Origin of the sequence: Streptomyces sp. NPDC006326 (assembly GCF_040612915.1) — a bacterium.
Taxonomy (GTDB): domain Bacteria; phylum Actinomycetota; class Actinomycetes; order Streptomycetales; family Streptomycetaceae; genus Streptomyces.
This window is the reverse complement of the sequence record NZ_JBEXRC010000038.1, coordinates 42,084-68,805: the sequence shown is the minus strand read 5'-3', so window position 1 is coordinate 68,805 and position 26,722 is coordinate 42,084. Positions and strand designations below refer to the sequence as shown.

Below are 26,722 nucleotides of genomic sequence, written 5' to 3'. Positions count from 1 at the left end.
CTCCCGCCCCCGCCGTCCGCCCCCCGTGCCCGCCCCGGCGCCGTGCGCCCGAGGCACCCGATACAGCGGAACCGTGCGCCCGAGAACGCCCGATCCTGCGGAAGGCGGCAGGTGCGACTGCCGCCTTCCGCAGGGGGCGGATGGTCAACTGGGGCTGCGCGGGCCCTTCCCGGTGACCGGGGTGTTGCCGGTGACCGTGCCGTCCTCGCCGGACAGGGTCACGGCGTGGCGGACCCCGTCGGGGCCCAGGACCACGGCCTGCCAGGCGCTGCCGCCGCCCTCCTGGGGGACGACCCGCAGGGCTTCGGCCTTCCCGCCCGACACCGCGGCGACCGCCTTCTCCAGGGCCTGCGCCGCAGGAAGCGCGGGCAGCGCCACCGGGGCCTTGCGGGCACCCCCGGCGCGGGATCCTGCTCCCGGCCCGGCCTTGTCCGGCCAACCCGGAACGCCGGCGCCCGGCTTGCCTTCCTTGGAGTGCTTCGGGCCTGTCCGGCCGTCGAACGGCAGCTCTCCGCGGTGGTGGCCCCGGCCCTCGGCGGCGAGACGGGCCCGGGCGTGTTCCCGGCGGCCGTGGTCGTGCTCGGCCGCCGCCACGGCGACCGCGCCGCCGCCGACCAGCACCACCAGCCCGAGGGCAACCCACCGGGTGCGCCCCTCGCGGGCCAGCCGGACGAGCCGGCCCCGGCGGTCCACCGCGTCGGCGTTCGCCCCGGCCTTCGCGTCGTCCGGGCCCACGGCAGGCTCGGGGGGCTGCGGACTGGACTGAGTCATCTGGCTGCTCCTCGTGTTCTCCCGGGACCTGCGCCCGGCTCGCCCGAGTGTGCGCGCGCCGAGCTGAAGCCCCGCTGAAGCGACCTGAAGACCTCTTCAGCAAGGCGGTGGCGCGACCTGAGAACCTTGTCCCCATGCGCGTACTGGTGGTCGAGGACGAGCGGCGGCTGGCCGCGGCCCTGCAGCGGGGTCTGCGGGCCGAGGGCTTCACGGTGGACGTCGCCCACGACGGACCGCAGGGGCTGTGGCTGGCCACCGAACACGACTACGACGCCATCGTGCTCGACATCATGCTGCCCGGCCTCAACGGCTACCGGGTCTGCGCCCGGCTGCGCGCCGCGGGCTGCGAGTCGGGCATCCTGATGCTCACCGCGAAGGACGGCGAGTACGACGAGGCGGAGGCCCTCGACACCGGCGCCGACGACTTCCTCTCCAAGCCGTTCTCCTACGTCGTCCTGGTCGCCCGGCTGCGCGCCCTGATCCGGCGCACCGGCCGCCGCAGCCCGCAGATCATGGAGTTCGGGGACCTGGTGATCGATCCGGCCCGCCGCCGCTGCACGCGCGGCGACACCGAGGCCCGGCTGACCTCGCGGGAGTTCGACGTCCTCGTCCACCTGGCCCGCCGGGCCGGGGAAGTCGTATCCAAAAGGGAAATACTGGACAGCGTCTGGGACGCCGCCTACGAGGGCGACCCGAATGTCGTCGAAGTCCACGTCAGCGCCCTGCGCCGGAAGATCGACGCGCCGTTCGGCCGGGCCGCCGTCGAGACCGTCCGCGGCGCGGGCTACCGGCTGGCGGCCGACGGTGGCTGAACCGTACGCGCGCCCCACGGACCACACCGCCCCCGCCGACCTCGCCGACCGTCCGGGCCCGGCCGCGCTGCGCACCCTGCGCCGGGTGCCCGCCCGGCTCCGCGCTCTGGCCCGGCGGCTGCGCCCCCGGTCGGTCCGTGCCCGGGCCACCCTCGGCGCCACCACGGTCGTCGCCCTCGCCCTCGGCGCCGCCTCCTTCGCCCTGCTCGGCGCGCTCGACGGCAACCTGGTGCGCAGCGCCCAGGGCGAAGCCGAACGCCAGGCCCTCGCCACTGCCGGACTCGCGGCTGCCGGGCGGCTCGACGCCGTGCTGCCTCCGGCGCGCGGTGCGGACTTCCTCCAGGTCGTCGACGCCAAGGGCCGGGTCCTCGCGGCCAGTCCGAACCTCGCCGGACTCCCCGCCCTCTCCCCGGAGCGCCCGCGCCGCCCCGGCACGCTCCGCGGCACCTGGCAGGGAAACCCCGCGCGGGGGGAGCACCGCCATCGCGTCGTGACGGTCACCACCGTCACCGGCCAGGGTCTGGTGACCGTCTACGCGGGGACCTCGCTGCGCGAGGCCGACGCCGCGGACGAGATCATCACCGCCGCGCTGGCCCTCGTCGTGCCGCTGCTCGTCCTCACGGTCGCCGTGGTCACCTGGCGGGTGACGGGCTGGGCCCTGCGCCCCGTCGAGGCGATCCGCGCCGAGGTCGCCGAGATCAGCGACCGGGATCTGCACCGGCGGGTGCCCGTGCCGCCCAGCCAGGACGAGATCGCCCGGCTCGCCGTCACGGTGAACGCCACCCTGGACCGGCTGGAGGCCGCCGGGATCCGCCAGCGCCAGTTCATCGCCGACGCCTCGCACGAACTGCGCAGCCCGATCACCGTGCTGCGGACCCAGTTGGAGGTCGCCCAGGCCCATCCCGATCCGGCGCTCTGGGGCGAACTGGTCAGCGGCGCGCTGGAGGACACCGTACGGCTCCAGGATCTCGCCGCCGACCTGCTCCTGCTGGCCCGCCTCGACACCGCGGAGCCGGCGCCGGACGCGCCCGTCGCCCTGGCGGACCTCGCGCGGGAAGCGGCGCGGTCCCGCCGGGGCGACCGGGTCCCCGTCGACGTGGACATCACCGCAGACGCCACGGTCCGCGGCAGCACCCTCTGGCTCTCCCGGCTCGTCACCAACCTGCTCGACAACGCCCAGCGCCACGCCGACCGTCGGGTCCGCCTCACCCTGCGCGTCGACGGGGCGGGCAGCGCGGCCGTCCTGGAAGTCTGCGACGACGGGCCGGGCATACCGGCCGCCGACCGGGAGCGCGTCTTCGAGCGGTTCACCCGCCTCGACGACGCCCGCAGCCGCGACCAGGGAGGCTCCGGACTGGGTCTGGCCATAGCCCGCGACATCGCCACCCGGCTGGGCGGCTCCCTCACCGCCGAGGACCAACCGCACGGCGGTGCCCGCCTGGTGGCCCGGCTCCCCCTGGCCGCCGCCTGAGCGACGCGGCGCCGCCGGAGCCGGGCCCCACGGCACGTCCTGCCCGCCCGCCCCGCCTCGACGCACCAACGACTTCTGGTCTGAGCTCTCGCAGCCCCTGCTCGCCATCTGTTCTCTTCCTGAAAGGTCATCAAACCTTCAGATCGAAGGGGTATGGACGATTGCACCAAGGGAACGTCTGTTACTGTGCCCGCTCCCGGATGTTCATCCACCCATCCATCTCCCTTCGAACGCCCCGCGTTCGAGGGTGTTGCGAGGTGTTTTGTACGTGTACAGCACTCCGTTCTCCCCCGCAGAGGCCGGGTCCGCGCGCCACCGCATGGGCCTGACGACGGCCCAGGTCGCCCAGTCGATGGCCGCGTGCGGCACACCCGTCCACCCCGACCTGGTCGCGGCCTGGGAGCAGGGCTTCCAAGCACCCACGGACCAGCAGCTCTTCGCCCTCGCCGCCGTCCTGTGGTGCGACCCGACGACGCTGATGGGCATCGAGCCGCGCACCCTGGCCGAACACCGCATCGCCCGGGGGCTCACCGTGGAGCGGCTCGCCTACCGCATCGGCATGGGCCCGGCCGAGTACCGGGCCGCGGAGGAGGCCCGGCACTGGCAGGGGGACACCTGGCAGACCCGGGCGCTCGTGGAAGCCCTGGGCCTGTCCCTGCGCAAGCTGATCGGGATCATGGGCAGGGTCGACGAACTGGCCGCCCACCTGCGGTCGGCCGTCGACGGACGCTGGAAGGCGCACGTGGAACCGGTGGCGGAGATCGTGGTGGTCGACGTGACGAGCGTGGGCGATGCGCTGCGCACCATGCACGCCGAATTCGCGGAGTTCTCCGAGCGGTACATGGGGCACCTGGTCGCCCGCAACGACGACGCGCGCCTCAAGGAGATCGCGGCCGAACGTGCCGCCTACCTGCGCAGACTCGTGGACCATTTCTGGGAGTTGATCGGCGAGGCGGGCGAGGCGGCGCCGTTTCCCACGGGAGGTCCGTGACGCCGCCGACACGGGGGACCGGCGGCGCGGGGACGCGCGACGCGGGCACGCCGACCGGGGCCGGGAAGGACCAGCCGTCCTCCCCGGCCCCGGCCCGCACCGGCACCGGGGGCCGTCGCCGCTCAGCCGGTGGCGGCCTCGATGTCGTCCCAGTCGATCTCCATCGCCCGGCGGCTGGTGAACACGTTGAACAGCAGGTTCAAGGTGATGGCCGTCAGGGCGCCGAGCGTGATGCCGCTGTCGAGGACGGCCCGCACACTGTCGGGCATCCGGTCGAAGAACGGCGCGACCGTCGTCGGCAGCAGGGCCGCGCCCAGACTGACGCCCAGGATCAGGGCGTTGCGCTCCTCGCGCAGATCGACCTTGCCGAGGATCTGGATGCCGACCGCCGCGACCATGCCGAACATCGACAGGGCCGCCCCGCCGAGCACCGGGTGCGGGATGGACGCGACCAGGCTGCCGGCCTTGGGCAGCAGCCCCAGCAGCACCATGAAAGCGCCGGCCGCGACGACCACGTACCGGCTCATCACCTTGGACATCCGCACCAGGCCGATGTTCTCCGCGAAGGCCACGTACGGGAACGAGTTGAGGATCCCGCCGAGCACGGTCGCCGCGCCGTCGGCGCGCAGGGCCCTCGCCACCGTGTCGGTGTCGACGCGCTTGCCGGTGATCTCGCCGATGGCGTACACGTCACCGGTGGTCTCCACCATCGTGATCAGCATGACGACGAGCATGGCGAGGATGGGCAGGAGCTCGAACTTCGGCATGCCGAAGTGGAACGGGGTGGTGACCCCGAACCAGTCGGTGTCGCCCACCGCCGCGAAGTCGGCGTCGCCAAGGATCCAGGCCACCGTCGTGCCGCCGACGAGCCCGAGCAGGACCGACAGGCTGCTGAGGAAGGGCTTGCCGGCCCGGGCCACCGCCAGGATGAAGAGCAGCGTCCCGAGCGCGTACGCGAGGTTCTCCGGGTCGCCGTAGGAGTCCCCGCCGATGAGCGAGGCGCCGCCGGCCGCGTCCTGCAGGGCGACCGGGAGCAGGGTGATGCCGATGATCGTCAGGATGGTGCCGATGACGACCGGCGGGAAGTAGGTGACCAGCTTGCTGAACACGGGGGCGAAGAGGAAGGTCGCTATGCCCGCGGTGATCACCGCTCCGTAGACGACGAGCAGGCCGGCGGTGCCGCCGCCCGCCCCCGTGCCGATCGCGATCATGGGGGAGACCGCGGTGAAGGTGACGCCTTGTACGAGGGGGAGCCGGGCCCCGACCTTCCAGACCCCGAGGGCCTGGATGATCGAGGCGATGCCGCAGGTCAGAAGGTCCGCGTTGATCAGGTGGACCAGTTCCTGACGGGGGAGGCCCAGCGCGTTCCCGAGGAGGACCGGGACGATGACCGCCGCCGCGTAGAACGCGAGGACGTGCTGGAAGCCGTACAGGGCGAGCCGGGGGAGCGGGAGGAGCTCGTCGACCGGGTGCGCGGACTGCTGCCGGGTGGACTGTCGGGGGACTCGTGCCATCTCTGCCTTGCCTTCGCGAGGTAGGTGAATGAGAAGACCGCCGCCCTCGGGCCCTGGATGCAGGACGGGGCAGGTCGGCTCGTACCGAGCCGACGCCGGGGCGGTGTTTCCGACACCACGTCGCTCTGCACTGCAATTGGCTCCTGGAGTGGCAGGACGCCCTTCGATCGATGCGCTGGAGGCATGCTTCTTCTTGGGATCCGAAGGAGCCTCGACCGAGGGCGCTCACCATAGCCAAAGGCGGTGTTTCCTCGCGAGTAACCGGGCGGCCGCGGTCAGCCGCGTTCGGCCAGGTCGGCCTCGGCCCAGGGCGGTGCGAAACCGCGCGCGGCGCGCCCGGCCGGGGCCTTCTTCCCGCAGAACCCGGCTTCGAGGGTGGCGCCCAGGGCCGTGTTCGCCTCCCCCTTGTTCGAGGTGTTCGCCACGGCGGCCAGCGAGCGACGCCCGTCGCGGGTGGCGAAGGCGTAGGTGTAGAAGCCCTGCACCGTACCCGTGTGCCCGAACACGGACGTGCCGCAGGAGAGGTCGTAGCGGCGCAGACCCAGCCCGTAGAAGCGGGTGTTCGTGGTGTCGGTCGGGGTCATGGAGAGCATGGCGTCCAGCAGGCGCGCCGGGAGCAGCCTCCCGCCGAGCAGAGCGGACATGAAGGTGTTCAGATCGGCCGCGTCGGAGATCATCGCACCCGCGGACTGGGCCCAGGACGCCGTCTGCTCGGTGGAGTCGACCAGCGCGCCCCCCGCCTCGTCCGGGTGGAGGTAGCCGTGCAGATGAGGTCCCTCGACGGCCGTGCGGGGATGCACGTAGGCGGTGTTCTTCAGCCGCAGGGGCTTGATGATGCGCCGCTCGTACTCCCTGGCCACCCCGTGCCCCGTGACCTTCTCGACGAGCATGCCGACGACCACGAAATTGGTGTTCGAGTACCGGTACGCCACGCCCGGTTCGGTGGTCCGCGGCTCGCGCAGCGAGAGCGCGACGAGTTCCCCGTACGTGAAGACCTTGTTGCGGACGGCTTCGAAGCCGGGCACGGTGTGCTCGAACATGGCGTCCGTGTAGTCCGCGAGCCCGCTGCGGTGGGTGAGCAGATGGCGCACCGTGATCCGGTCGTCGGGCAGCAGGCCCGGCAGGTACCGGTTGACCGGTGCGTCGAGGCCCAGCTTCCCCTCGTCCACCAACTGCAGCAGCACGACGCTGGAGAAGGTCTTGGTGACGCTGCCGATCCGGAAGCGGGACCGCGGGTCCATCGCCGCGCCCGTGGCCCGGTCCTGGACGCCCACCGCGCTCGTCAGGGGCCTGCCCGAGCCGGTGACGCGGACCATGGCACCGGGTGCGCCCGCCGCGGTGGTGTTCTGCAACGCCCGGGTCAGGGCTTCGAGGTCCGGAGTGGTCCCGGCGGCTGCGGCGGTCTGCGCCGCCTCCACCGGGAGGGCGGTCGTCGCCGCGTGGGCGGCGGTGGCCGGTGCCGCACCGGCCACCAGGGTGAGCAGCACGGCACCGACGGCCAGGCGTCGGTCGCGGGTCAGGCGCACGTTTCTCCTCAAGGGTGGGGAAAGCAGGTCGGGTTCGGGATCAGAAGGTGCACGTGGGGACGTCGTCGAGCCAGGCGGGTCCCTGGATGTAGATGTTGGTCACCCAGGCCCGGTAGTCCGGCAGGTAGGACCAGGCGTCGTTGGTGTATCCGTCCGAGGTGACCTCCTCGGCGTGCTTCTGGCAGGCGACACGGACCGTCGTCGGACCCGGGAAGGCGTAGACGCGCGCGGCCGAGGTGGCCGGCTGCTCCTTGGTCCACACCCCCGAACCCCAGGTCTGCACGGTGTGCCCGGTCACCGGGCCGGGGTCGATCCGGACGGCCCCGTAGTAGTCCCCGCCCAGGCGCACGTCACTGACCATCAGCTTCGTGCCGGACTGGCGGGCCTCCACCATCCTTCCCGCCCCCAGGTACAGGGCGATGTGGTGCAGGTCCCGGGAGTTCCCCCAGACCAGCAGGTCACCGGGGAGCAGCGGGCCGAGGCCCTGGGCGGCCGTGAAGCGTGCGGCCGCGCGGTGCGTGTAGTACTGCGCACTGGCCACCCCGTCGAGCATGTCCGACCCGGTGGCCTCGGCGTAGGCATGGCGGACGAGGCCCGAACAGTCGAAGCCCAGCCTCTCCGGGTCGTGCTCGCTGGCCGGATCGGTAGGGTCCACCTGACCGTACGTCGGACCGGGCCGCGGACCGTGACCACCACCCCACGTGTACCAGACGCCCGCCGCCACCTGCGCGCAGGCCGCGCTGACGGCCCGTTCGGCCGCGGCCGAAGCCCCGGAGGCCAGTACCCCGCACGGCCCGGCGGCAGCGGAGGCGGGCGCTGCCCGCGAGGCAGGGGCGGGCGTCCACACCAGGCAGGCCAGGAGGGCGGCGAGGGCGGTGAGCAGAGCGGATCGGCGCAGCATGGGGGGACCCCGTTTCATGGCACTGAGGTGAAGGGAGCTGATGCGGCGGGCCGTTGGGAAGGGTGCGACGGCCTCCCCCGCCCGGGCACGGCACGAGCCTGCGGCAGGCGGCGCCCGCGCGTCGAGGACCCGGCGGCGCCCCAGCCGGACGGGCAACGGGAAACCCCTGGGAAACCCCCTCCGCACAGGGCCGGGAGCCGTGCGCGCCCTCACGGCAGCCGCGCCGGCCACTCGCGCACGTCCGGATTCCACAGCCGCACCGTGCCGTCGTTGCTGCTGGAGGCGAGCGTCCGCCCGTCGGGGGAGAAGACCACGCCCCCCACCGCGTTCGTATGACCGCTCAGGGCGGCCCACAGCCGGCGCCGGGGCACGTCCCACAGCCGCACCGTACGGTCCGAGCCGCTGCTGGCCAGCATGCGCCCGTCGGGGGAGAAGGCGATGCCGCGGACGGAACCGGCATGGCCGGCCAGCACCGCGACGGTGTCGTGCCGCCCGGCGTCCCACAGGCGCACGGTGCCGTCGTTGCCGCTGCTCGCCACCGCGCGCCCGTCCGGGCTGAACGCAACCGCGCGCACCGCTCCCGCATGACCGGTGAGCGTGGCCAGCGGGCGGCGGCCCGCGACGTCCCACAGCCGTACCGTCAGATCGTCGCCCGCGCTGGCCAGGGTGCGCCCGTCGGGGGAGAACGCCACGTCGTTCGCGAAATCGGTATGGCCCGTCAGAACGGCGAGCGGGGCGCGGGCCGCGACGTCCCACAGCCGTACCGTCCGGTCCGAGCCGGCCGAGGCGAGCGTCCGCCCGTCCGGGGAGAACGCCACGGAGAACACGATGCCGCTGTGGCCGGCCAGCGTGGCGAGCGCGGTGCGGGAGCCGACGTCCCACAACCGCACCGTGCCGTCGGAGCCGGCCGAGGCCAGGGTCCGCCCGTCCGGCGCGAAGGCCACCGCGTACACGCTCTCGGTGTGGCCCGTGAACCCCGCCACCGGCCGGCGCGCTGCCACGTCCCACACCAGCACGGTGTGATCGGCGTCCGCGGTGGCCAGCAGCCTTCCGTCCGGACCGTAGGCGGCGTGCCAGACCTCCGTGAACGGACGGGGGGTCAGGACCGGTCCGCGCAGGTCCCACAGCACCACGGACTGGTCGAAGGCGGCGGTGGCCAGCGTCGCGCCGTCAGCGGTCACCGCGACGCCGAGGACGTAGTCGCCGTGCCCGGAGAGCGTGGCGGTCGGCCGGCCGCCGCGCACGTCCCACAGCCGGGTGGTGCCGTCGCCGCTCGCGCTGACGAGCGTGCTGCCGTCGGGGGTGTACGTCAGGGCGTTGACGTCGTCGTTGTGCCCGGTGAGCGTGGCCGTCGCCCGGAGTCCGGCGACGTCCCACAGCCGTACGGTCCGGTCGACGCCCCCGCCGGCCACGGTCCGCCCGTCGGGCGAGTACGCCACCGCCAGCACCTCCCCGGCATGCCCTTCCAGCACTCCGAGCGCCGTGCCGCGCAGCACGTCCCACAGCCGTACGGTCTGGTCGGCTCCGGCCGAGACCAGCGTCCGGCCGTCGGGAGCGAAGGCCAGTGAGTCGACCCTGCCGGTGTGGCCGACGAGCGCGGTGTCCGGCTGCGGGCCGCCCGCGGGATCCCGCAGCCGGACCCGCCCGTCGGCTCCGGCCACGGCGACGGTCCGCCCGTCCGGCGCGAAGGCCACGGCCCGGGCGTCCGCGGTGTCGGGGGAGAGCACCGCGACCGGGAGCCCTTCCGCGGAGAACAGCCGTACCGGGCCGTCCGTGGAGGTCGCCGCGAGCACCCGCCCGTCCGGGCTGAACGCGACCGAGCGGACCCGGCCCGGCACGGTGAGGGCCGCCGCGGTGCTCCGGTCCGCCACCCGGCGCAGCAGCACCTTCCCGTCCGAGCCGCCGCTCGCCAGCAGCCGGCCGCCCGGCGCGAAGGCCACCGTGTTGACCGGGCCGCTGTGCCCGCCGAGCCGGGCCAGGAAGGGCTGGGCCTGGGTGCTCAGCAGCGCGCCGCGGGCCTCGGGAGTGGGCTCGGTGCGGTACGCCTCCTCGGCCAGCCGCATCGACGCCTCGGGCCGGCCGGCCGCCACGGCGGCGGACTGCGCGGCCAGCGCCTGCGAGCGGGCGACGCGTTCGTGGGCGAGCGCACGCGCACGCTGCTGGAACGCCAGTCCGCCCGCGGTCAGGGCGAGCACCAGCAGCACGACCAGCATGGCCAGCATCCGCTGCTGCAGCCGTACCTGACGCCGCGCCGCCGTACGCCGGGCCTCCTCCGCTGCCAGGCTCGCCCGCAGGAAGGCCTCCTCGCGCGGGCCGGGCGCACCGGCGCCGTCCTTCTCCTGCGCCCAGGACCGGGCGGCCTCCAGGCGGGCACCCCGGTACAGCACCGACGGATCGCGGCCCTCGCGCTCCCACGCTTCGGCGGCGTCCGCCAGCTCGCGGTGGACCAGCAGCGCGTCCCGGTCGGCGTCGATCCAGCCGCGCAGCCGCGGCCAGGCGTACAGCAGGGCCTCATGGGTGATCTCGACGGTGTCGCTGTCCAAGGTGATCAGCCGGGCCCGGACGAAGGCGTCGAGGGCCGCCTCGGCCCGGTCGGCGGCCGCCAGCTGCTCCAGGAGCGCGGTCCGGCTCATCCGGCGCCGGGTGGCGCCCGCCCCGTCGGCCACGTGGACGAGCGCCACCAGGATGCGGCGGATGGTCCGCTGCTCGGCCGGGTACAGGCCGGCGAACGCACCCTCCGCCGTCTGCGCGATCGCCCCCCGGATCCCGCCGGTGTGCTCGTAGCCCGCCACCGTCAGGGCGGCCCCCTCGCGCCGCTGCCAGGTGGCCATCAGTGCGTGGGACACCAGCGGCAGCGCCCCCGAGGGGGTGTCACCGGGCCCCGCCCCCGCGCCGGGCCCCGCCCCCGCGCCGTGCGCCGCCCGGGGTCCCGGGTCGGGGTCCTCGCGCAGCCCGGCGTCGCGCAGCAGCAGCTGGACCAGGCCGGGTTCGAGGGTGAGCCCGGCCAGCTCCGCGGGGCGGGTGATGGCCTCCCGCAGCTCGGCCACCGACATCGGGGGCAGCACGAACAGCCCGTCGGTGAAGACCGCGGCCAGCTCGGGCAGGTCCAGGCAGCTGCCGGAGAAGTCGGCCCGGACGCCGAGCACCACGACGGCCGGATCCTGGCCGGCCGGCTGCGCACCGGAGGCCAGGGCGCACAGCACGCGGACGAAGCCGCGCCGCTCGTCCTCGTCCCCGCAGTGCGTGAACAGTTCCTCGAACTGGTCGACGAGCAACACCGCCCGCCCGCCCGGAGGCCCGCCCCCGGAAAGGGTGCGGACGGCTTCGAGGAACCGCTCCGGGCGCTCGCGCAGCTCCCGTACGGTAAGGCCGAGATCGCCTCCCAGCACCTTCGCGGTGCGGTCCAGCAGTTCCTGGAGCGGATGCGCGGTCGGCGTGAACCGTACGACGGGCCAGCCGTCGGCCCCGGGCATCGGAAAGCCGCCGCTGCGCCGCAGGGCCGGTACCAGACCGGCGCTGAGGAGGGAGGACTTGCCGGCGCCGGAGCGGCCGACGACCACCAGCGGTCCGCTGCCGATCCGTTCGAAGACCCGCTCGACGAGGGCCGCCGTCACCCGGTCGCGGCCGAAGAACCAGGCGGCGTCCTGCGGGGTGAAGGCCGACAGGCCGCGGTACGGGCACGCACGGTCCGACTGCCCCGCGGCGAGGGAACCGGCCCGTTCACCGGCCGGGGCCGCTGCCCCGTCCGCGGCACCGGCACCCGGGCGGGGCGCCGGCAGCTCGGCCTCCCGGGCCAGCCGCAGGAGCGCGCCGCCCGCCTCCAGCACCTGGTCGCAGCGGCGCGCGACGTCGGGGGTGACCCGCTTCGCGCCGGTCTCGATCTTGCTGAGGTAACCCTTGCTGTAGTGCGTACGCCGCGCCAGGTCGGCGAGGGACAGGCCGCGCTGCACCCGCAGCCGCCTCAGCTGGGCGGGGAAGGAGGCGGTGGCCGCGTCGGCAGGAGCAGACGACGGAGCAGACGACGGAACAGACGTCGAAGCTGGTGTGGAAGCGGATAATGCGTCCTGACGACGGGTGTCCGGTCCGCGGTCCGGGTCCCCCACGGCATCCCCCATGGCACAGCGAGCCCAGGTTGTGAGACGGAAGGCCCCAGGCTACAGCGGGGGTTGCACGGCGGAACCCGCCTTCCGCCCGGCGTGGCGGAAAACGGCGCACGACGGCGGCCTCCCGGACCCGGTGGCGGCGGATCCGGAAAGCCGTCCGAACGGTGAACCGGCTACGGCCGGTTGAGCGTGATCGAGTTGATCGGGCCGAGGTCCGCGTAGACGCCCGTCCCCTCGGCGATGCGGCCGCCGCAGCCCGTGCCGTTGTAGCCGGTGCACAGGCTCGCGGTGGCGCCGCCGTACTGGTTGTTGAGGACCCAGTGGTTGCCGAACTGGTTGTTCAGGTTGTGGGCTCCGTAGCTGTAGAAGATCAGGCTCGGCTTGACGGCCGGGTTCTGGTTCTGCGGGTAGATGCAGACCGCGCCGTACGGGCAACCGGCCCAGTCGTCGGCGGGCTTGGCGTCGGCGGCTCCGCTCAGGGCCAGGGTGGCGGCGGCCGCGGTGGCGAGCGCGGCGGCGCCGCGGATCATCTTGCGCATGGTGTCCCCCAGTGAATGCAGCGGGTCGGTGGCTCGTGCTTCGAGCCGACGGCCCCAGGCTGTCGCGACCGCACCCGGGGGTCGACGGGTTTCCCGTTGCCCGTCCCTGGCGCGGACCGGGAAACCGCCCCTGACCAGCCCGCTCCCCGGCCCGAGGACGACGCGCCCCCGGGCGGCGCCACCCGGCAACGGCAGCACACTGCGGCCGGGTGGGATGGCGGGCAGAATTGAAGGCGCACCCTGCGCCCGCCGGCCGCGGCCGCAGGACAGCCGCCGGCGCGAGCCCTGCCCGGAAGGGGGCCACCCGGATGCCACCGGACCGGCTGGGGGGCCAGGCCGATCCCGGCCCGATCCGATCGGAGCCGGGGTCCCTGCTGGAGCACGTGGTGGTGGCCGTCTTCGGCATCGACGACGACAACCGGGTCTGCTACTGGGGCCCCGGCGCACAGAACCTCTTCGGCCACCCGGCCGAGGCGGTGCTCGGCCGGCCCGCGGCCCTCCTCTTCCCCCGCCCAGAGGCCGGTGCGGCCGGAGCCGGGGGTGCGGGCGGAGCCGGCGGCGCGGCCGCCCGGCTCGCGGAACGCGCCCGTACGCTCGGCTACTGGCGGGTACGGCTGCCCGCCCTGCACCGGGACGGCACCGTCTTCGACTGCGGATTCCGGGTGTTCCCGGTGCAGGGAACCTCGGGCGCCTCCGTGGTCATGGGCCTGGCGAGCCGGGGCGACGAGCTCGACCGGGTCAAGACCAACCTCGTCTTCCTCGACGCGCTCTTCGAGACCTGCCCGATCGGGCTCGTCATGGTCGACGAGGAACTGCGCTACGTCCACCTCAACCAGGCGCTGGCCGATATGGACGGGGTCCCCCTCGCGCAGCACCTCGGCCGCCCCATGGCCGAGATCATGATCACCTCCGACGGGGGGGAGTTCCAGCGCATGCTGCGCGCCGTAGTGGAGGAGGGCCGTACCGTCGTCGGCGCGCTCGTCGGGCTGCGCACCCCGGGCCACCCGGACCGGGACCAGGTGCGTTCGGTGAGCTTCTTCCCGCTGAGCGGCGCCGGGGACACCCGGCGCGGGGCGGGCGGGCTGCTCGTGGACGTGACCGACCGCGAGCAGGCCATCCTGGAGGCCACGGCCGCCCGCCAGCGGCTCGCCCTGCTGGACCGGGCCGCCGCCCGCATCGGCACCACCCTGGACCTGGACCGCACCGCCCAGGAGCTGGTCGACGCGGTGCTGCCGGACTTCTGCGACGCCTGCGTCGTGGAGCTGGTGGAGTGGATGGACGAGACCCTCGCCTTCGACCCGGGCCTCCCGCTCGTCACCCGCCGGATCGCCTCCGGTACGACGCTCTCTGCGGCTGCCGTCGAACTCGTCAGCGGCCTGGACAAGGTGACCTATCCGCCGGGCTCCAGCATCCACCGGATGCTCGCCACCAACCGCCCGCTGTGGGTGCCGGTGGACGAGGACTTCATGACACGGACCGTCATCCACCAGCAACGGGCCCGGCTCCTGGTCGACAGCGGTCTGACCTCCATCCTCATCGCCCCGCTCATCGCCCGCGGCACCGTCCAGGGCATCACCATGTTCGGCCGCGCGGACGGCCGGCCGCCCTTCGCCGAGGAGGACCTCAGCCTCGCCGGCGAACTGGCCTCCCGCGCCGCCCTGTGCCTGGACAACGCACGCCTGTACAACCGCGTCCAGGACATCGCGCTCACCCTCCAGCGCGCCCTGCTGCCCAGCGCCCCGGCGGCGGGCCCGTACGTGGACGTCGCGCACCGCTACCTGCCGGGGAGCCGGGTCACCGAGGTCGGCGGGGACTGGTACGACGCGATCACCCTGCCCGGCGGGCGGGTGGCCCTGGTCGTCGGCGACGTGATGGGCCACGGAGTCCCCGCCGCCGCCTCGATGGGCCGGCTCCGGATCACCGCGAAGACGCTCGCCCGGCACACCCCCGAGCCCGAGGCCCTCCTCGCCGAGCTCGACGCCTGCGCGCAGGAGGCCGGCATCGAGTGGGCGACCTGCCTCTACCTCGTCTACGACCCGGCCACCGGCCGCGCCCGCATTGCCAACGCGGGTCACCTCCCGCCCCTGGTACGCCACCCCGACGGAACGGTCCGGGCCCTCGACGAGGTGCTCGGGGCCCCGCTCGGGGTGGGCGGCGTACCGTTCCGCTCCGTGGAGGTCGACCTGCCGGACGGCGCCACGGTGGCCCTGTACACCGACGGCCTCGTCGAAGCCCGCGGCGCGGACATCGACGCGGGCGTGGACGCCCTGCGCGATCAGCTCGGCGCGGCCCGCGGGTCACTGGAGGAGGCGGCCGACCGGATCCTCGCGAACCTGCTGCCCGACACCGCGACCGATGACACCGTCCTCGTCCTCGCCCGCTGCCACCGGAGCCCGCGGCCCGGCCCCGGATGAGCCGGAGCGGAACCGGAGCCGCCTGACCCGCGTCCCCGTACCCGGCGGCCCCGCGCAGGTGGGGCCGGGTGCGGGGACGCGGACAATTCACCGAGCGGGCGGAGCAGGGGCGGACCATGGACCGGAGGGACGTCGCCACCGCGCCCGGGCGGAAACCGGCCCGCGGCGGGCGGGGACGGGTCCTCGCCGCCCTGGCCGTGCCGGCGGCCTGCCTGCTGCTCTTCCACGGCCTGGTGCCCAACCCGGCCGGGCGTCCGGGCAGCCTGGTGGAAACGTTCCTGCCCTGGCTGGGCCTGGCCGTCCCCGCCCTCCTCGGCCCGGCCCTGCTGCGCCGCTCGGCCACGGCGGCGTACGCGGCCCTGCTGCCCGCCGGCGCCTGGCTCGGCCTCTTCGGCGGCTTCCTGCTGCCGGGCGAGGACCGGGCGCCCGACCTCCTCGTGCTCCAGCACAACGTCAGCGACGAGAACCCCGACCCGGCGGGCACCGCGCGGGCCCTGGACGCGGCCGGGGCCGACCTCATCGCCCTGGAGGAACTGACCCCCTCCGCCGCCCCCGCCTACTCGGCGGCCTTCGCGGCGCACTACCCGTACCACGCCGTGGAAGGAACGGTCGGGCTCTGGTCCCGGCACCCCCTGGAGCAGGTACGGCCGGTGGACATCAGGCCGCAGGGCGTGGGGGAGGGCTGGAACCGCGGCCTGCGCGCGACCGCCCGGACCCCGCACGGCGACACGGCCGTGTACGTGGCCCACCTGCCCTCGGTGCGCCTCGGGCCGGCCGGCTTCCGCTCGGAGCGGCGGGACCGGAGCGCCGCCCTGCTCGGCGCAGCGATCGCCGCCGAACCGGTGGACCGGGTGATCCTGCTCGGTGACCTCAACGGCACCGTGGACGACCGGGGGCTGGACCCGGTCCTGTCCCGGACGGGCGCGCCCGCTCCGGACTTCGCCTTCAGCTGGCCGGCGGCGCTGCCGGTGGCGCGGATCGACCAGGTCCTGACCCGCTCGGCGACCGTCACCCGGGTGCGGGCGCTGCCGGCCACCGGGAGCGACCACCTGCCGGTCGCCGCACGGATCAGCTTCTGAAACCGGGGCCCGGCCGCGAGCGCGGTCGCGGCCAGGTCCCCTGGGGCGCCGGGTCCGGATGCGCGACCCGGTCGTTGTCCACCACCCCGGCGTCGGTCAGGACCGGCCCCTTGCGCACCGCGTGGCTGGACTCCCCGCCGAGGAAGACGAGCACCCGCTCGCCCTCGTCGATCCGGGTCAGGTACGACTGCACCATGGCCGTGGCACCGGCGGCGTGCAGCGCGGAGACGTGCCGTAGCGCCAGGTCGTGGTGGTGCTCCGCGTACCGTGCGCTCTCGCGCGCCCCGGCGGAGACGGTCGGCTTGACGACGAACTGGCCGCCCGCGGGCAGCACTGCCTCCTCCAGGACAGCCCCGCGGCGGAGGTGGCGAGCGCCACCCGTATCGGGTCGGGGGCCCGGTCAGGCCGGGCGGCCGGGCGCCGCCGACGGGACCAGGCCGTCGGCGACCAGCCCGGCGAGGACCGCCGCGCCCAGGGCCTGCACGGCCGACTGCGGCCGGACCATGACCGTGAACTCCTTGATGAGCCCCTTCTCGTCGAAGTGCAGCAGGTCGATGCCGTGGATCTGCCTGCCCTCCACGGTCGCCCGGAACAGCAGGACCTCCGAGGGCGCCTCGGAGCCGTCGGTGCTCGTCTCGGCCGTGCCGGAGTACCGGCCGACGTAGCGGAAGTCCTCGAAGGTGCGCAGCAGCACCCCGAAGAGTCCCAGCACCTGGTCCCTGCCCTCGAACGGGGTGAACTTCACCGGGCTGTAGAGGCGGACGTCCTCGGTGAACAGGGCTGCCAGGCCCGTGAGGTCGCGCGCATCGACGGCGGCGCGGAATCGGTCTGCGGTGGTCACGGATGCTCCTTCATGGGGTGGGCTGCGGCCCGCGGCCTGCTGCCCCGCTGCATACTCATCGATGTGACTAGTCAGATTCATGAGTATGCTGTCGGCGCGGCCCCGGGACAAGGGGCGGGAAGGAGTCGGCCATGGCTTTGCGCCACGCCGTACTGGCGGCGCTGCTGGGCGAGGAGTTGAGCGGCTATCAGCTGGCCAAGGCGTTCGACCTGGGTGTGGCCAACTTCTGGCACGCCCTGCCCCAGCAGGTCTACGCCGAACTGGCCCGTCTGGAGACGGACGGACTGATCACCGGCCGGGAAGTCGTCCAGGACACCCGCCCCAACAAGCGCCTGTTCACCGTGACCGACTCCGGTCTGGCCGAACTGGACCGGTTCACGGCCGCCGAAGCCAGGCCCTCCTCGCTCCGCGACGACCTGGCCGTCATGGTCCAGGCGGCCGACCACGTCGACACGACGGCACTGATCGCGCAGCTCACGCAGCGCGCGGCCTTCGCCCGGGCCAAAGCCGAGCTGTTCCGCAAGCTGTTGCGCGCCATGCGGGGCGAGCGCACCGAAGAGGAGTTCCTGCGCGAGGGCGGGCGGATCGGCCCCTATCTCACCTGCCTGCGCGGCCTCGCCTTCGAGCAGGGCAACGAGGACTGGTGCGAACGCGTCGTCGCCGTCCTGCGGGAGAGGGGAGAGACCCGTGACCGGTCGTGACCTGCGCTACGTCGCCCTGGGGGACAGCCAGACCGAGGGGCTCGGCGACGAGGACGACGCCGGAGGCCTGCGCGGCTGGGCCGACCGGCTCGCCGAGCACCTCGCCCGGCACCACCCCGGGACCACGTACGCCAACCTGGCCGTACGGGGGCGGCTGGCCGGCCAGGTCCGAGCCGGACAGCTCGCCGCGGCCCTCGCCCTGCGCCCGGACCTCGCCACCGTGGTCGCCGGGGTCAACGACTTGCTGCGTCCCCGCTTCGACGCCGACGAGGTGGCCGGCCACCTGGAGGCGGTGTTCGCCGCCCTCACCGCCCAGGGAGCCCGCGTCGCCACCCTCACCTTTCCCGACCTCTCGCGGATCACCCCGCTCGCCCGTCCGCTGGCCCCCCGCGTCACCGCCCTCAACGAGGGCATCCGCCGGGCGGCCGGCCGCCACGGCGTCCTCGTCGCCGAGACGGCACACCATCCGGTGGTCACCGACCCGCGCCTGTGGAGTCCGGACCGGCTGCACGCCGGCCCGATCGGCCACCAGCGGATCGCCGAGGCCGTCGCCGAAGCCCTCGGCCTGCCCGGCAGTGACGACTCCTGGACCCGCCCCCTGCCGCCCCTCCCCGCGCAGCGCCTTGCCGGCCTGCACACCGCCGCCGCCGAACTGCGCTGGGCCGCCGCCTTCCTCGGCCCGTGGCTGGGCCGGCGCCTGCGCGGCCGCTCCTCGGGTGACCGGCGCACGGCCAAACGCCCCCACCTGCTCCCCGTGCGGCCGCCTGCCGAGCGCCTCACGCCGTAGGTCCGCCCCCGGGGGATCCGCCGGCCCCGGCCACCGCCGCGGTGCGGCGGCGCAGGACCTTGCGGGCGTAGAGCAGGTGGACGACGGCCTCGGCGGCCAGGAGCAGGACGACCAGCCACGGCGCGAGGTACCGGGAGAACAGCACCACGAGCAGGGGGACGCCGATGCCCGGCACCGCCCAGACGGCCACCGAGGCCGGGCTGCGGCGGTAGCGCAGGGCGATGCAGGCGTGCGCCGCGTGGTAGAGGGCCAGCCCGCCCGCCAGCGCCCACACGGCCCCGGGGGGCAGGTGGGCGTGGCCGGCGTCCTCGACGGCGCTGGCCAGCCCCGCGGCCATGCTCAGTACGGCCGCGGTCACGAAGAAGTGCAGGAAGCCGCCCACGTCCCGGGCGAGGAGGTACGCCTCGCGCCCCCGCAGGGGGGCGAACATCAGCTCGGCCGAGGCCGCGCCGAAGTCGAAGTACGACCACCAGAGCGCGGCGAGCAGGAGGAAGCCGAGGACGCCGACGACCCCCGCCCGCAGGGTCCAGGCGAGGTCGGCGGAGGTCACCAGTGCGATCACGGACTCCCCGAGCACGATGATCACGAACAGCCCGACCCGCTCGACGAAGTGCCCCGTGTCCAGACGCCCCGGGACGCCGCGGCCGCGCGCGCTCAGCATCAGCGCCATCTCGGCGGCGATCAGCACCGCCCAGACGACGTACTGCCAGGGGGTGGGCACCGCCGCGGACGCAGCCCACAGCAGGCCCGAGGCCAGGCAGTACGACAGCGGCCGCCAGCGCGGGACGCGCAGCGGCTCGGCGAACCGGGTGGACGGCCACCACAGCCCGAGGAGGACGAGTCTGGTTCCCGCGTAGCCGAGGGCGTAGACGGAGCCCCGGTCCGCGTCGGCGCCGGGCACCGCGGCGGCCATGGCGGCCAGGCAGAGCATGGCGAACAGCATCAGCAGTCGGCGCCGGGGGCGGTGGTCGACGAAGAGGTTCGCCGACACCGTGAGGTTGATCCACATCCACCAGGGCGGGAAGTAGAGCCCCAGGAACACGGCGAAGTCCCGCAGATCCGGGTCGCCGTGCAGCCGGTGGGAGAGCTGGGCGGCGAGGGCGACGAAGACGAGGTCGAGGAAGAGTTCGAGCCAGTCGGCGTGGCGGCTCTCCTGCCGCACCGGTTCCCGGGCCTGCGCGCCCGGCCCCGCCTGAGGTGTGCCCATGCGTCCCGCCCGGTCCGTACCGCCGCGACCCACGACCCCGCGCCCCGCGGCGACTGCTGCGAATGACATACGTATGACACCACGGGGCCCGAAGCCCCGCCTCCGGGCCGCGGGCGGGGCCCCGGCGCCCGGCCTCAGCTCCGCCGCGAGGACGCGAGGAACCTGCCCCGGCCCTCCAGGCCGGCGGCCGCGGCCTCCAGGAGGGCCCGGCGCCGGGCCATGCAGGACAGCAGGACGACGGTGGAGGCGAGGCAGGCGGCGAGCGCGGACAGCGACAGGGACAGGAACACCTCGACCTGGTTGGCCGGGGCGGCGGAGGTCGCGAGCAGGGCCGCGAGCACGTTCACCGCGTAGATCACGTTGAGCCGGCGGTTCGCATACGCGTGGATCTCCTCGTGCTGGCCCGAGGCGTGCGGGCGACGGCTCTGGATCAAGGGCTCCACCAGGACGAAGGCGGTGGCCAGCCCGGGGATCAGGCTGGACCACACGTCGTGGTCGACGAGGAACGGCAGGCCCACGGCGAGCAGGCAGATGCCCAGGCAGAGCAGGTTCACCCGGACGACCCGGCGGATGTCCTTGCGGCGGGGCACGTAGAGCAGCTGCATCGTCGTCCGGGCGAGCCGGTGCGAGGGCGGCGCCGAGGAGCTGTCGTCGTCCCCGGAGTCGCGGAAGCGGACGAGGAACTGGTCCGGCAGCCCCTCCTGAGCCTCCTCGTGCCGATCGGAGCGGGCGGAGACCGGCTCCAGCACCCAGTTCCGGTCGCCGAAGCCGATACCGGCGAGTTCGACGCCCTCGGGGGCCGGCACGGTCAGGTGGTTGGGGGCTTGCGTCGGCAGGACGAGGTCCAGCTCGGCCGAGACGCCGATCAGCCCGTGGCGCTGGAGGGTGCTGCCCCCGTCGTATCCGTACCGCAGCCGCTGGGAGGTGCCGTAGCCGGTGTCCAGCTGCGCGACCAGCGGCAGGTAGCGGGTGGCCGCCCGGATCCGGTGGCCCAGGTCGCCCTCGGTGGCCTCGGTCGCCGTCCGCAGCAGCGCCTCGACGGTCTCGTGCTGGCGGCTGCGCAGCGCCGCACTGAGGGAACGCGAGATCTCCGTGCTCGCGCTGTCGTCCGAGAGCCAGTAGGAGACGGCGTTGGCGATGTACGCCTGGACCTCGATCCGCTTGAGCGAGGGCACCACCCCGCCGTTGGCGTCCCGTACGTCGAGCCGGTCGAGGTCGTCCCCCGCGTCCCAGGGGAAGATGTCGACCACGGCGTGGGTGGTCGGCTCGCCGGTGGCCTGCATGTAGAGGGTCGAGGTGATCGCGTGGCGCGCCTTGTGCCGGCCGACCAGCTCCACCACGTGGTCGCGGCGCATGACGGTGTGCGGGAAGTGGGCGAACTCCTCCGCGATGGACAGGCTGGCGGAGATCTCGGGCGCGCCCCGCCGCTCGACCCCCCGCACGGCGCCGGGGACCAGCGCCGCGCTCAGCGTGGGGGCGGGCGCCAGGCGCTCGCTGTAGTACGTGACCAGGTCGCGGGCGAGCCGGTGGATCCGCGCGGCGGCCAGGTCCCGGGGAGGCCGGGCTCCGGCCAGCAGCCCGTCCAGGTCGACGATCGTGCGGTCCTCCACCTCCGAGGCGGCCAGGATCAGCGCGACGGCCCGTACGACCTGCGCCAGGGAGGACAGTTCGCGCCGTCCCGCGTCCGCCCCGCCGCCTTGCGGTCCGGCCTTGAGGGCTTCGGCCGCCGCCCGGCTCGCGGCCTCGGGGTGTCCCGCGAGGAGGGCCGTGTGCGAGAAGGCGGCCAGCCGGTTCAGGGCGCTGCCCGGGCCGGCCCAGGCCATGTGCCGGATCTGGGCCACGTACCAGCCGACCCTGTCGGTGCGGAACGGGTCGAGGGGCTGGTGGTAGTACGCGGCGGCCAGCCGGTGCGCGCGTCCGAGCGTCGGGACCCCCTCCTCGCCGAGCCGTTCGACCAGGTCCTTGCGCAGCAGGGGGCGTACCCGGAACTCCTCGGTCGCCGCGAGCGGCCGGGCTTCGACCATCGGCAGCCCGAGCAGCCCCGCGGTGTCGGCCGCCAGGCCCAGCGCATCCGCCGTGTACGCCACGATGGCCGGATCGAACCAGTCGTACACGCAGAGGTGTTCGAGCAGCGTGCGCCGGGAGGACGGAAGGGCGGCGTGGGTCTCACGGATGCGGCGCAGGACGAGGTCCGGGTCCATGGGTCAGTTCTCCCGCTTGAAGTGCGACAGGAACTCCGCGATGGCGGAAGGCAGTCCGCCCGAGTGGGCGTGCAGCTCCTCGGCCGCGTCCTTGAGCTCGTCGATACCGGCCAGCTCGATCCACTCGCGGACCGTCGCGGTGTCGAACGGGGGCAGGATCAGGTTCTGCACGACACCGGAGTACGGGTGGGAGAGGCCGGGGACGGTCCGCCCGGCGAGGAGCACGGTGATGCGGCGGGTGGCCAGCAGGTCCGGCACGAAACCGCCGCTGAGCCAGCCCTGCATCGGGGGTTCACACCGGTCGAAGGCGTCGAGCACCACGACCGGGCCGGAGCCGTCGGCGGATGCCGATTCGGCCAGGCGGGCGACGATCTCGTCGCTCAGTGCGGAGGTCTGGGTCTCCCGGTCCGCGTTCACGCTGAGGGCGAGGTCGAGGTGCGACCGGTTCATCGACAGGCCCTGGAGGTTCACGGGCGGCAGGTCACCGTAGCGCTGTTTGAGCGCCCTGAAGGCGTCCATGGGTATGCCCTGCTCGTCCGCCTGCCGGGCGATGGAGTTGAGCACGTCCAGCAGGGTCCAGGTGGTGCCGAGGTCGACGTAGCAGACCGTGCTGTCGCCGTGGCGGCGGTGCACCTCGATGAGCAGGGCGGTCTTGCCGATACCCTCCGCGCCCTCGAAGAAGAGCGCGCGGTGGGATGCGTCGGCGCCGATCAGACGGTTCGCATGGGCCAGCTGCTCGGCCCGGTCCACGTGCACGTGCTCTTCCCCCCGGAGGTCGGCGTCCCCTGCGTGCTGCTGACGGCCGCTCAGCCGGCGCCGGGCTCGGGGTCGTCGTCCTTGCGGACGACGATCGCGCTCTTCTTGACCTTCGAGTCCACCAGGCCGATCTTGCCGTCCTTGACGGTGCTGATCAGCGACTTCCGGATGCTGGAGCGCTTGGAGTGCACGACCTGTTCGTTCGGGTCCGGCTCGTCCGCCGCTTCCACGGCCACGCTCCACAGCCGCACCCGGATCTTCTTGATCCGGTGGCGCAGGGCCCACAGGACGAAGGCCGCCGCCAGGACGATGATCCCGGCCACTGCGGCCTGCTGCCAGTTCTCGATGACCATGGTTACCCCCTGTGCCCATGTGAATGCGCCGAATGATGGCATGCGGGGGACGGCTTGTTTCCGGCTACCGGCTGTTTCAGGCCAAGGGCGGCAGGGCGGCCGCCACGGCGGCCTCCGCATGGATGCGGGCCGTGGGGAAGACGGGGACCGGGCTGTCGTCCGCGCCGATGAGCAGCTCGATCTCGGTGCAGCCGAGGATGACGCCCTGCGCCCCTTCGGCCACGAGCTGCCCGATCACCTCCCGGTAGGCGGTGCGGGACGCCTCGCGCACGATGCCCCGGCACAACTCCTCGTAGATCACGCGGTGGACGAGCGCGCGCCCGGGCGCCTCCGGGACGCGTACGTCGAGTCCGTTCGCCGCGAGCCGCCCGCGGTAGAACTCCTGCTCCATGGTGAAGGCGGTGCCGAGCAGGCCCACCCGGCGCAGGCCCGCCGCCCGCACGGCGTCCGCGGTGGCGTCGGCCAGGTGCAGCAGCGGCACCGCGATGCCCTCCTGGATGCGGTCGGCGACCTTGTGCATGGTGTTGGTGCACAGCAGGACCAGCTCCGCCCCCGCTGCCTCCAGTCGCCGGCCGGCCGCCGCCAGGAGGTCGCCGGCCTCCGCCCACCGGCCCTCGGCCTGGAGTCGCTCGATCTCGGCGAAGTCGACGGAATAGACCACGCAGCGCGCCGAGTGCAGGCCGCCGAGCCGGTCGCGGGTGAGCTCGTTCAGCAGGCGGTAGTAGGCGGAGGTCGATTCCCAGCTCATCCCGCCGAGCAGTCCGATGGTCTTCATGGCGTAATCACCCGTCTCAGAGACGACCGTTGATAAGTCGATACTTTAACAGAGTGAAGATCCATAAGGATCGCTTTGACTTGGTGTGGCGGCGTGCAGTGCGCGCCGCTGGGTAGGCGCCCGCCGGGAAGCGGACTCACCGCCGAGCTGCCGAGGGAGAAAGAGCGCATGGACGGCATAGTGCTGCTGAAAGAGGACCACAAGACGGTGGAGAAGCTGTTCAAGCGCTTCGAGAAGACCGACGAAGACGCGCTGGAGGAGCGGAAGGAGATCGCCGAGGAGGTCATCGGCGAACTCACCACGCACGCCTGGATCGAGGAACGCATCTTCTACCCGGCAGCGCGGGAGGCGGTTCCGGAGACCAAGGACCACGTTCTGGAGAGCGTCGAGGAGCACCACGTGGTGATGTGGATGCTCTCCGAGCTGAAGGGCATGGACCCGTCGGACGAGCGCCACGAGGCGAAGATGTCGGTCCTCATGGAGAACGTCCGCCACCACGTGGAGGAAGAGGAACAGGACTGGTTCCCCAAGGTCCGCAAGGCCATGGGCCGCAACCGGCTCAAGGAGCTGGGCGAGCAGATGGAGGAGGCCAAGAAGACGGCGCCGCAGGACCCGCTGCAGGTGCCGAGCGCCGAGGAGTAGCCGCGGAGCGGCGGAGCAGGGGAGCAGGGAGCGGGGGAGCCGGGCGGGGGACCGGCGGACGGAAGGCGGGACGGACGTGGCCGGCAGCGCGCTCATCGTCATCGACATGGTCAACACCTATGAGCACAAGGACGCCGAGCTGCTCCTGCCGTCCGTCCGCGAGGCGCTCCCCGGCGTCGTGACGCTCCTGGAGACGGCCCGCGAGCGCGAGATCCCCGTCATCTTCGTGAACGACAACTTCGGGCAATGGCGCTCCCACCACGGGGAGATCCTCGCAGCCGCCCTCTCGGGGCCCCACGGCGACCTGGTCAAGCCGGTCGAGCCCGACGAGAACTCCCTCTTCGTCGTCAAGGCCCGGCATTCGATCTTCTTCGAGACCCCGCTCGGCTACCTCCTCAACCAGTTGGAGGTCGGTCACCTGGTGCTGTGCGGCCAGGTGACCGAGCAGTGCGTGCTGTACTCGGCCCTGGACGCCCACATCCGCCACCTGGACGTGACGGTCGTGGAGGACGCGGTCGCGCACATCCACGCCGAACTCGCGCAGGCCGCCCTGCGGATGATGGAAGTCAACATGGACGCGGAGATCCGGCCCGCGCGCGAGGCCTTCGCGCCCCGTCAGGCCCCGAAGGGGTGACCGGGCTCAGGCGGGGTGACCGGGCTCCAGATGCCTGACGTCGCGGAACCGGAGCAACTCGGGGCGCTCCGGGAGGGGCGCGGACTCCTCGGTGGGGGAGAGCAGGAAGCCCACGTGGTCGCCGCCTTCCAGGCAGGACTCGACCCGGCCGGTGAACCAGGCACAGGCGTCGGTCAGCACCGGGCTGCCCTCCGCTCCGGGCCGCCAGGCGACCCGGTCGAACTTGTCCACGCGGTCGCCGGTCTCCCCGCCGAACAGCTCAGCCAGCGCCAGCTGGTCGCTGCGCAGCAGGTGCACGGTGAGGTACGAGGCCCGGCGCGCGACGCCGAAGGTGTGGTTGGCCGTGGAGAGCCACACCATGAAGCGCGGCGGTCGGATCGAGCACTGCGAGGCGAAACCCACCAGGCAGCCCGACCGCTCACCGCCCGCCGCGGCCGTGACCACGTACATCGGACCGTCGAGCACATCGGTGAAGCCATCCAGATCCTGTTCCGTCACGTCAGGGCGGCTACCCCGGCCGACGGCGTCGAACCCCGGCCGGTTGAGCCGGGTGGGCCCGGGCAGATGCGGGGCGTACGGACGAGCGAGGAGTCGAGGTGAGCCGTATGGAACGCACCACCGTGCGGGAGCGGGCCGCAGAGCCGGAACCGGAGGGCCCCGGACCCACCCCCGAGTCACCCGATCCGGTTCCCCGGGACCCGCAGCCGGCCGACCCCGCCCGCCGCCCGGCCGAACCGGCGCCCGCGTCCCCCGAGCCCGAGCCGGGAACGGTGCCGGAGCCCCCGGACTGACGCGGCCGGTGCCGGCGCAGATCAGTCCTCGGAGGTGTGGCGGCTGCGGACCCACATCGGGAGGGCGAACCAGCACAGCAGGTACCAGATCAGCACCCCGCCCACCAGCCACGGCACCAGGGCGTCGTGCGTGGTCACCCGGAGGATGAGGAACAGGGCGGCGACCAGGGTGGCCAGCAGCAGGATGATCCCGGCGAAGGTGAGCCGGGAGGCCCATACGACCGCCTGGGGCTTGATACGGCGCCCCGAGACCATGCGGTGGAAGGCGACCGGCCCGATCAGCGCCCCGGTGGCCAGCGACCCGAGGACCACGGTGATCAGATAGATCGTCTTGTCGGTCTCCGCGAGGCTCTGGAACTGCGTGGTGAAGGCCACGGTCAACAGGAAGCCGAAGAGGATCTGTACGCCGGTCTGGGCCACCCGGATCTCCTGGACCAGCTCCTGCCACTGCCGGTCCGCGCGCTGCTCAGGGGATTCGTGCCTGCCGTCGTCCGTCCGGAACTCGGCCCTGCCCGGCATGACGGCTCCCTTCCGCCGTGGATCGAAGAAGAGGCGATGCTGCTGCGTCCGGGGCGGCCCCTGCGGGCCGCCCCGGACGGCAGTGTGCGCGCATGCGCGTGTGCGCGAGAAGAACTGGAGCGATCGACGACGCTAGTCCTTGAGCGTGTCCTTGATCTTCTCCTTGGCCTGGCGGGCGTCTCCCTTGGCCTGGTCCGCTCGTCCCTCGGCGGTCATTTCCTCGTCCTTCATGGTGCGGCCGGCGGCTTCCTTGAGCTTGCCCTTGGCCTGCTCTGCCTTGGCCTTGGCCTTCTGGTCTCCAGACATGATCACTCCGCAGATGGGGGACTTCGGACGTTGCAGCGTCTGACCCGTCAGCGCCGAGGTAAACGCCCGCGGACCCGAATTCGTACGT

General features: G+C 73.6%; 26 protein-coding genes. 10 read left to right on the top strand and 16 right to left on the bottom strand.

Going from position 1 to position 26,722, the window contains the following annotated elements:
- Positions 1–144 precede the first annotated feature (144 nt).
- On the bottom strand, positions 145–771 hold the full coding sequence (locus tag ABZ128_RS26035) for a hypothetical protein (protein ID WP_356851240.1): 627 nt from the start codon (positions 769–771) through the stop codon (positions 145–147).
- Positions 772–905: 134 nt separating this feature from the next.
- Here ABZ128_RS26035 and ABZ128_RS26030 point away from each other — a divergent pair, with 134 nt between their 5' ends.
- The 3 genes from ABZ128_RS26030 to ABZ128_RS26020 all read left to right on the top strand — a co-directional run bounded on the left by ABZ128_RS26030 (position 906) and on the right by ABZ128_RS26020 (position 4,045).
- Complete coding sequence (locus ABZ128_RS26030; protein ID WP_356851239.1) at positions 906–1,583, top strand: response regulator transcription factor; 678 nt, start codon at positions 906–908, stop codon at positions 1,581–1,583.
- Between the two features lie 106 nt (positions 1,584–1,689).
- Positions 1,690–3,054 carry a HAMP domain-containing sensor histidine kinase gene (locus ABZ128_RS26025; protein ID WP_356851256.1) on the top strand — a complete coding sequence of 455 codons (1,365 nt, stop codon included), beginning with the start codon at positions 1,690–1,692 and terminating at the stop codon, positions 3,052–3,054.
- Between the two features lie 268 nt (positions 3,055–3,322).
- Positions 3,323–4,045, top strand: coding sequence for a transcriptional regulator (locus ABZ128_RS26020; protein WP_356851238.1), 723 nt, complete (start codon positions 3,323–3,325; stop codon positions 4,043–4,045).
- A 122-nt stretch (positions 4,046–4,167) separates the two neighbouring features.
- On the opposite strand, the gene ABZ128_RS26015 is transcribed toward ABZ128_RS26020, so the two are convergent.
- From ABZ128_RS26015 to ABZ128_RS25995, 5 genes are all read right to left on the bottom strand, one after another.
- Positions 4,168–5,559 carry a nucleobase:cation symporter-2 family protein gene (locus ABZ128_RS26015; protein ID WP_356851237.1) on the bottom strand — a complete coding sequence of 464 codons (1,392 nt, stop codon included), beginning with the start codon at positions 5,557–5,559 and terminating at the stop codon, positions 4,168–4,170.
- Between the two features lie 275 nt (positions 5,560–5,834).
- Positions 5,835–7,085: a serine hydrolase domain-containing protein gene (locus tag ABZ128_RS26010; RefSeq protein ID WP_356851236.1), complete on the bottom strand. Its 1,251-nt coding sequence runs from the start codon at positions 7,083–7,085 to the stop codon at positions 5,835–5,837.
- A gap of 40 nt (positions 7,086–7,125) precedes the next feature.
- Complete coding sequence (locus ABZ128_RS26005) at positions 7,126–7,986, bottom strand: NlpC/P60 family protein (protein WP_356851235.1); 861 nt, start codon at positions 7,984–7,986, stop codon at positions 7,126–7,128.
- Positions 7,987–8,195: 209 nt separating this feature from the next.
- Complete coding sequence (locus ABZ128_RS26000) at positions 8,196–11,936, bottom strand: helix-turn-helix domain-containing protein (protein WP_356851234.1); 3,741 nt, start codon at positions 11,934–11,936, stop codon at positions 8,196–8,198.
- Positions 11,937–12,262: 326 nt separating this feature from the next.
- Complete coding sequence (locus ABZ128_RS25995) at positions 12,263–12,628, bottom strand: hypothetical protein (RefSeq protein WP_356851233.1); 366 nt, start codon at positions 12,626–12,628, stop codon at positions 12,263–12,265.
- A 308-nt stretch (positions 12,629–12,936) separates the two neighbouring features.
- Here ABZ128_RS25995 and ABZ128_RS25990 point away from each other — a divergent pair, with 308 nt between their 5' ends.
- Together ABZ128_RS25990 and ABZ128_RS25985 are read left to right on the top strand one after the other, a co-directional pair.
- Positions 12,937–15,042 (top strand): SpoIIE family protein phosphatase, encoded by a 2,106-nt coding sequence (locus ABZ128_RS25990; RefSeq protein ID WP_356851232.1) that lies wholly within the window; start codon positions 12,937–12,939, stop codon positions 15,040–15,042.
- A gap of 116 nt (positions 15,043–15,158) precedes the next feature.
- On the top strand, positions 15,159–16,121 hold the full coding sequence (locus ABZ128_RS25985; protein ID WP_356851231.1) for an endonuclease/exonuclease/phosphatase family protein: 963 nt from the start codon (positions 15,159–15,161) through the stop codon (positions 16,119–16,121).
- Here ABZ128_RS25985 and ABZ128_RS25980 read toward each other — a convergent pair.
- Together ABZ128_RS25980 and ABZ128_RS25975 are read right to left on the bottom strand one after the other, a co-directional pair.
- A complete protein-coding gene (locus tag ABZ128_RS25980) occupies positions 16,111–16,455 on the bottom strand; it encodes a hypothetical protein (protein ID WP_356851230.1) in 345 nt (114 codons plus the stop codon). The two genes, ABZ128_RS25985 and ABZ128_RS25980, sit on opposite strands and share 11 nt — an antisense overlap.
- A gap of 66 nt (positions 16,456–16,521) precedes the next feature.
- Positions 16,522–16,962 carry a nuclear transport factor 2 family protein gene (locus tag ABZ128_RS25975; protein ID WP_356851229.1) on the bottom strand — a complete coding sequence of 147 codons (441 nt, stop codon included), beginning with the start codon at positions 16,960–16,962 and terminating at the stop codon, positions 16,522–16,524.
- 131 nt (positions 16,963–17,093) lie between these two features.
- Here ABZ128_RS25975 and ABZ128_RS25970 point away from each other — a divergent pair, with 131 nt between their 5' ends.
- Together ABZ128_RS25970 and ABZ128_RS25965 are read left to right on the top strand one after the other, a co-directional pair.
- A complete protein-coding gene (locus ABZ128_RS25970; RefSeq protein WP_356851228.1) occupies positions 17,094–17,663 on the top strand; it encodes a PadR family transcriptional regulator in 570 nt (189 codons plus the stop codon).
- Complete coding sequence (locus ABZ128_RS25965; RefSeq protein ID WP_356851227.1) at positions 17,650–18,450, top strand: SGNH/GDSL hydrolase family protein; 801 nt, start codon at positions 17,650–17,652, stop codon at positions 18,448–18,450. The genes ABZ128_RS25970 and ABZ128_RS25965 overlap by 14 nt, the downstream gene beginning before the upstream one ends.
- On the opposite strand, the gene ABZ128_RS25960 is transcribed toward ABZ128_RS25965, so the two are convergent.
- From ABZ128_RS25960 to ABZ128_RS25940, 5 genes are all read right to left on the bottom strand, one after another.
- On the bottom strand, positions 18,440–19,726 hold the full coding sequence (locus tag ABZ128_RS25960) for a low temperature requirement protein A (RefSeq protein WP_356851226.1): 1,287 nt from the start codon (positions 19,724–19,726) through the stop codon (positions 18,440–18,442). The two genes, ABZ128_RS25965 and ABZ128_RS25960, sit on opposite strands and share 11 nt — an antisense overlap.
- A 65-nt stretch (positions 19,727–19,791) precedes the next feature.
- The gene (locus ABZ128_RS25955) at positions 19,792–21,858 is read right to left on the bottom strand and encodes a hypothetical protein (RefSeq protein ID WP_356851225.1); all 2,067 of its coding nucleotides are present in this window, start codon (positions 21,856–21,858) and stop codon (positions 19,792–19,794) included.
- A 3-nt stretch (positions 21,859–21,861) separates the two neighbouring features.
- Positions 21,862–22,614 (bottom strand): hypothetical protein, encoded by a 753-nt coding sequence (locus ABZ128_RS25950; RefSeq protein WP_356851224.1) that lies wholly within the window; start codon positions 22,612–22,614, stop codon positions 21,862–21,864.
- A gap of 50 nt (positions 22,615–22,664) precedes the next feature.
- Entirely contained in the window at positions 22,665–22,967 is a 303-nt protein-coding gene (locus ABZ128_RS25945; RefSeq protein WP_356851223.1) for a hypothetical protein, read from the bottom strand.
- A 76-nt stretch (positions 22,968–23,043) separates the two neighbouring features.
- Positions 23,044–23,742 (bottom strand): aspartate/glutamate racemase family protein, encoded by a 699-nt coding sequence (locus tag ABZ128_RS25940; RefSeq protein WP_356851222.1) that lies wholly within the window; start codon positions 23,740–23,742, stop codon positions 23,044–23,046.
- A gap of 168 nt (positions 23,743–23,910) precedes the next feature.
- Here ABZ128_RS25940 and ABZ128_RS25935 point away from each other — a divergent pair, with 168 nt between their 5' ends.
- A complete protein-coding gene (locus ABZ128_RS25935) occupies positions 23,911–24,384 on the top strand; it encodes a hemerythrin domain-containing protein (RefSeq protein WP_356851221.1) in 474 nt (157 codons plus the stop codon).
- 76 nt (positions 24,385–24,460) lie between these two features.
- On the top strand, positions 24,461–25,018 hold the full coding sequence (locus ABZ128_RS25930) for an isochorismatase family cysteine hydrolase (RefSeq protein WP_356851220.1): 558 nt from the start codon (positions 24,461–24,463) through the stop codon (positions 25,016–25,018).
- A 6-nt stretch (positions 25,019–25,024) separates the two neighbouring features.
- Here the strand turns inward: ABZ128_RS25930 and ABZ128_RS25925 are convergent, their stop codons facing one another.
- A complete protein-coding gene (locus ABZ128_RS25925; RefSeq protein ID WP_356851255.1) occupies positions 25,025–25,468 on the bottom strand; it encodes a flavin reductase family protein in 444 nt (147 codons plus the stop codon).
- A gap of 155 nt (positions 25,469–25,623) precedes the next feature.
- On the opposite strand from ABZ128_RS25925, the gene ABZ128_RS25920 reads away from it, so the two are divergent.
- Positions 25,624–25,809, top strand: a complete 186-nt coding sequence (locus ABZ128_RS25920; RefSeq protein ID WP_356851219.1) for a hypothetical protein — start codon at positions 25,624–25,626, stop codon at positions 25,807–25,809.
- A 21-nt stretch (positions 25,810–25,830) separates the two neighbouring features.
- Here the strand turns inward: ABZ128_RS25920 and ABZ128_RS25915 are convergent, their stop codons facing one another.
- Entirely contained in the window at positions 25,831–26,328 is a 498-nt protein-coding gene (locus ABZ128_RS25915) for a DUF6328 family protein (protein ID WP_356851218.1), read from the bottom strand.
- Positions 26,329–26,460: 132 nt separating this feature from the next.
- Complete coding sequence (locus tag ABZ128_RS25910; protein WP_356851217.1) at positions 26,461–26,634, bottom strand: CsbD family protein; 174 nt, start codon at positions 26,632–26,634, stop codon at positions 26,461–26,463.
- Positions 26,635–26,722 lie beyond the last annotated feature (88 nt).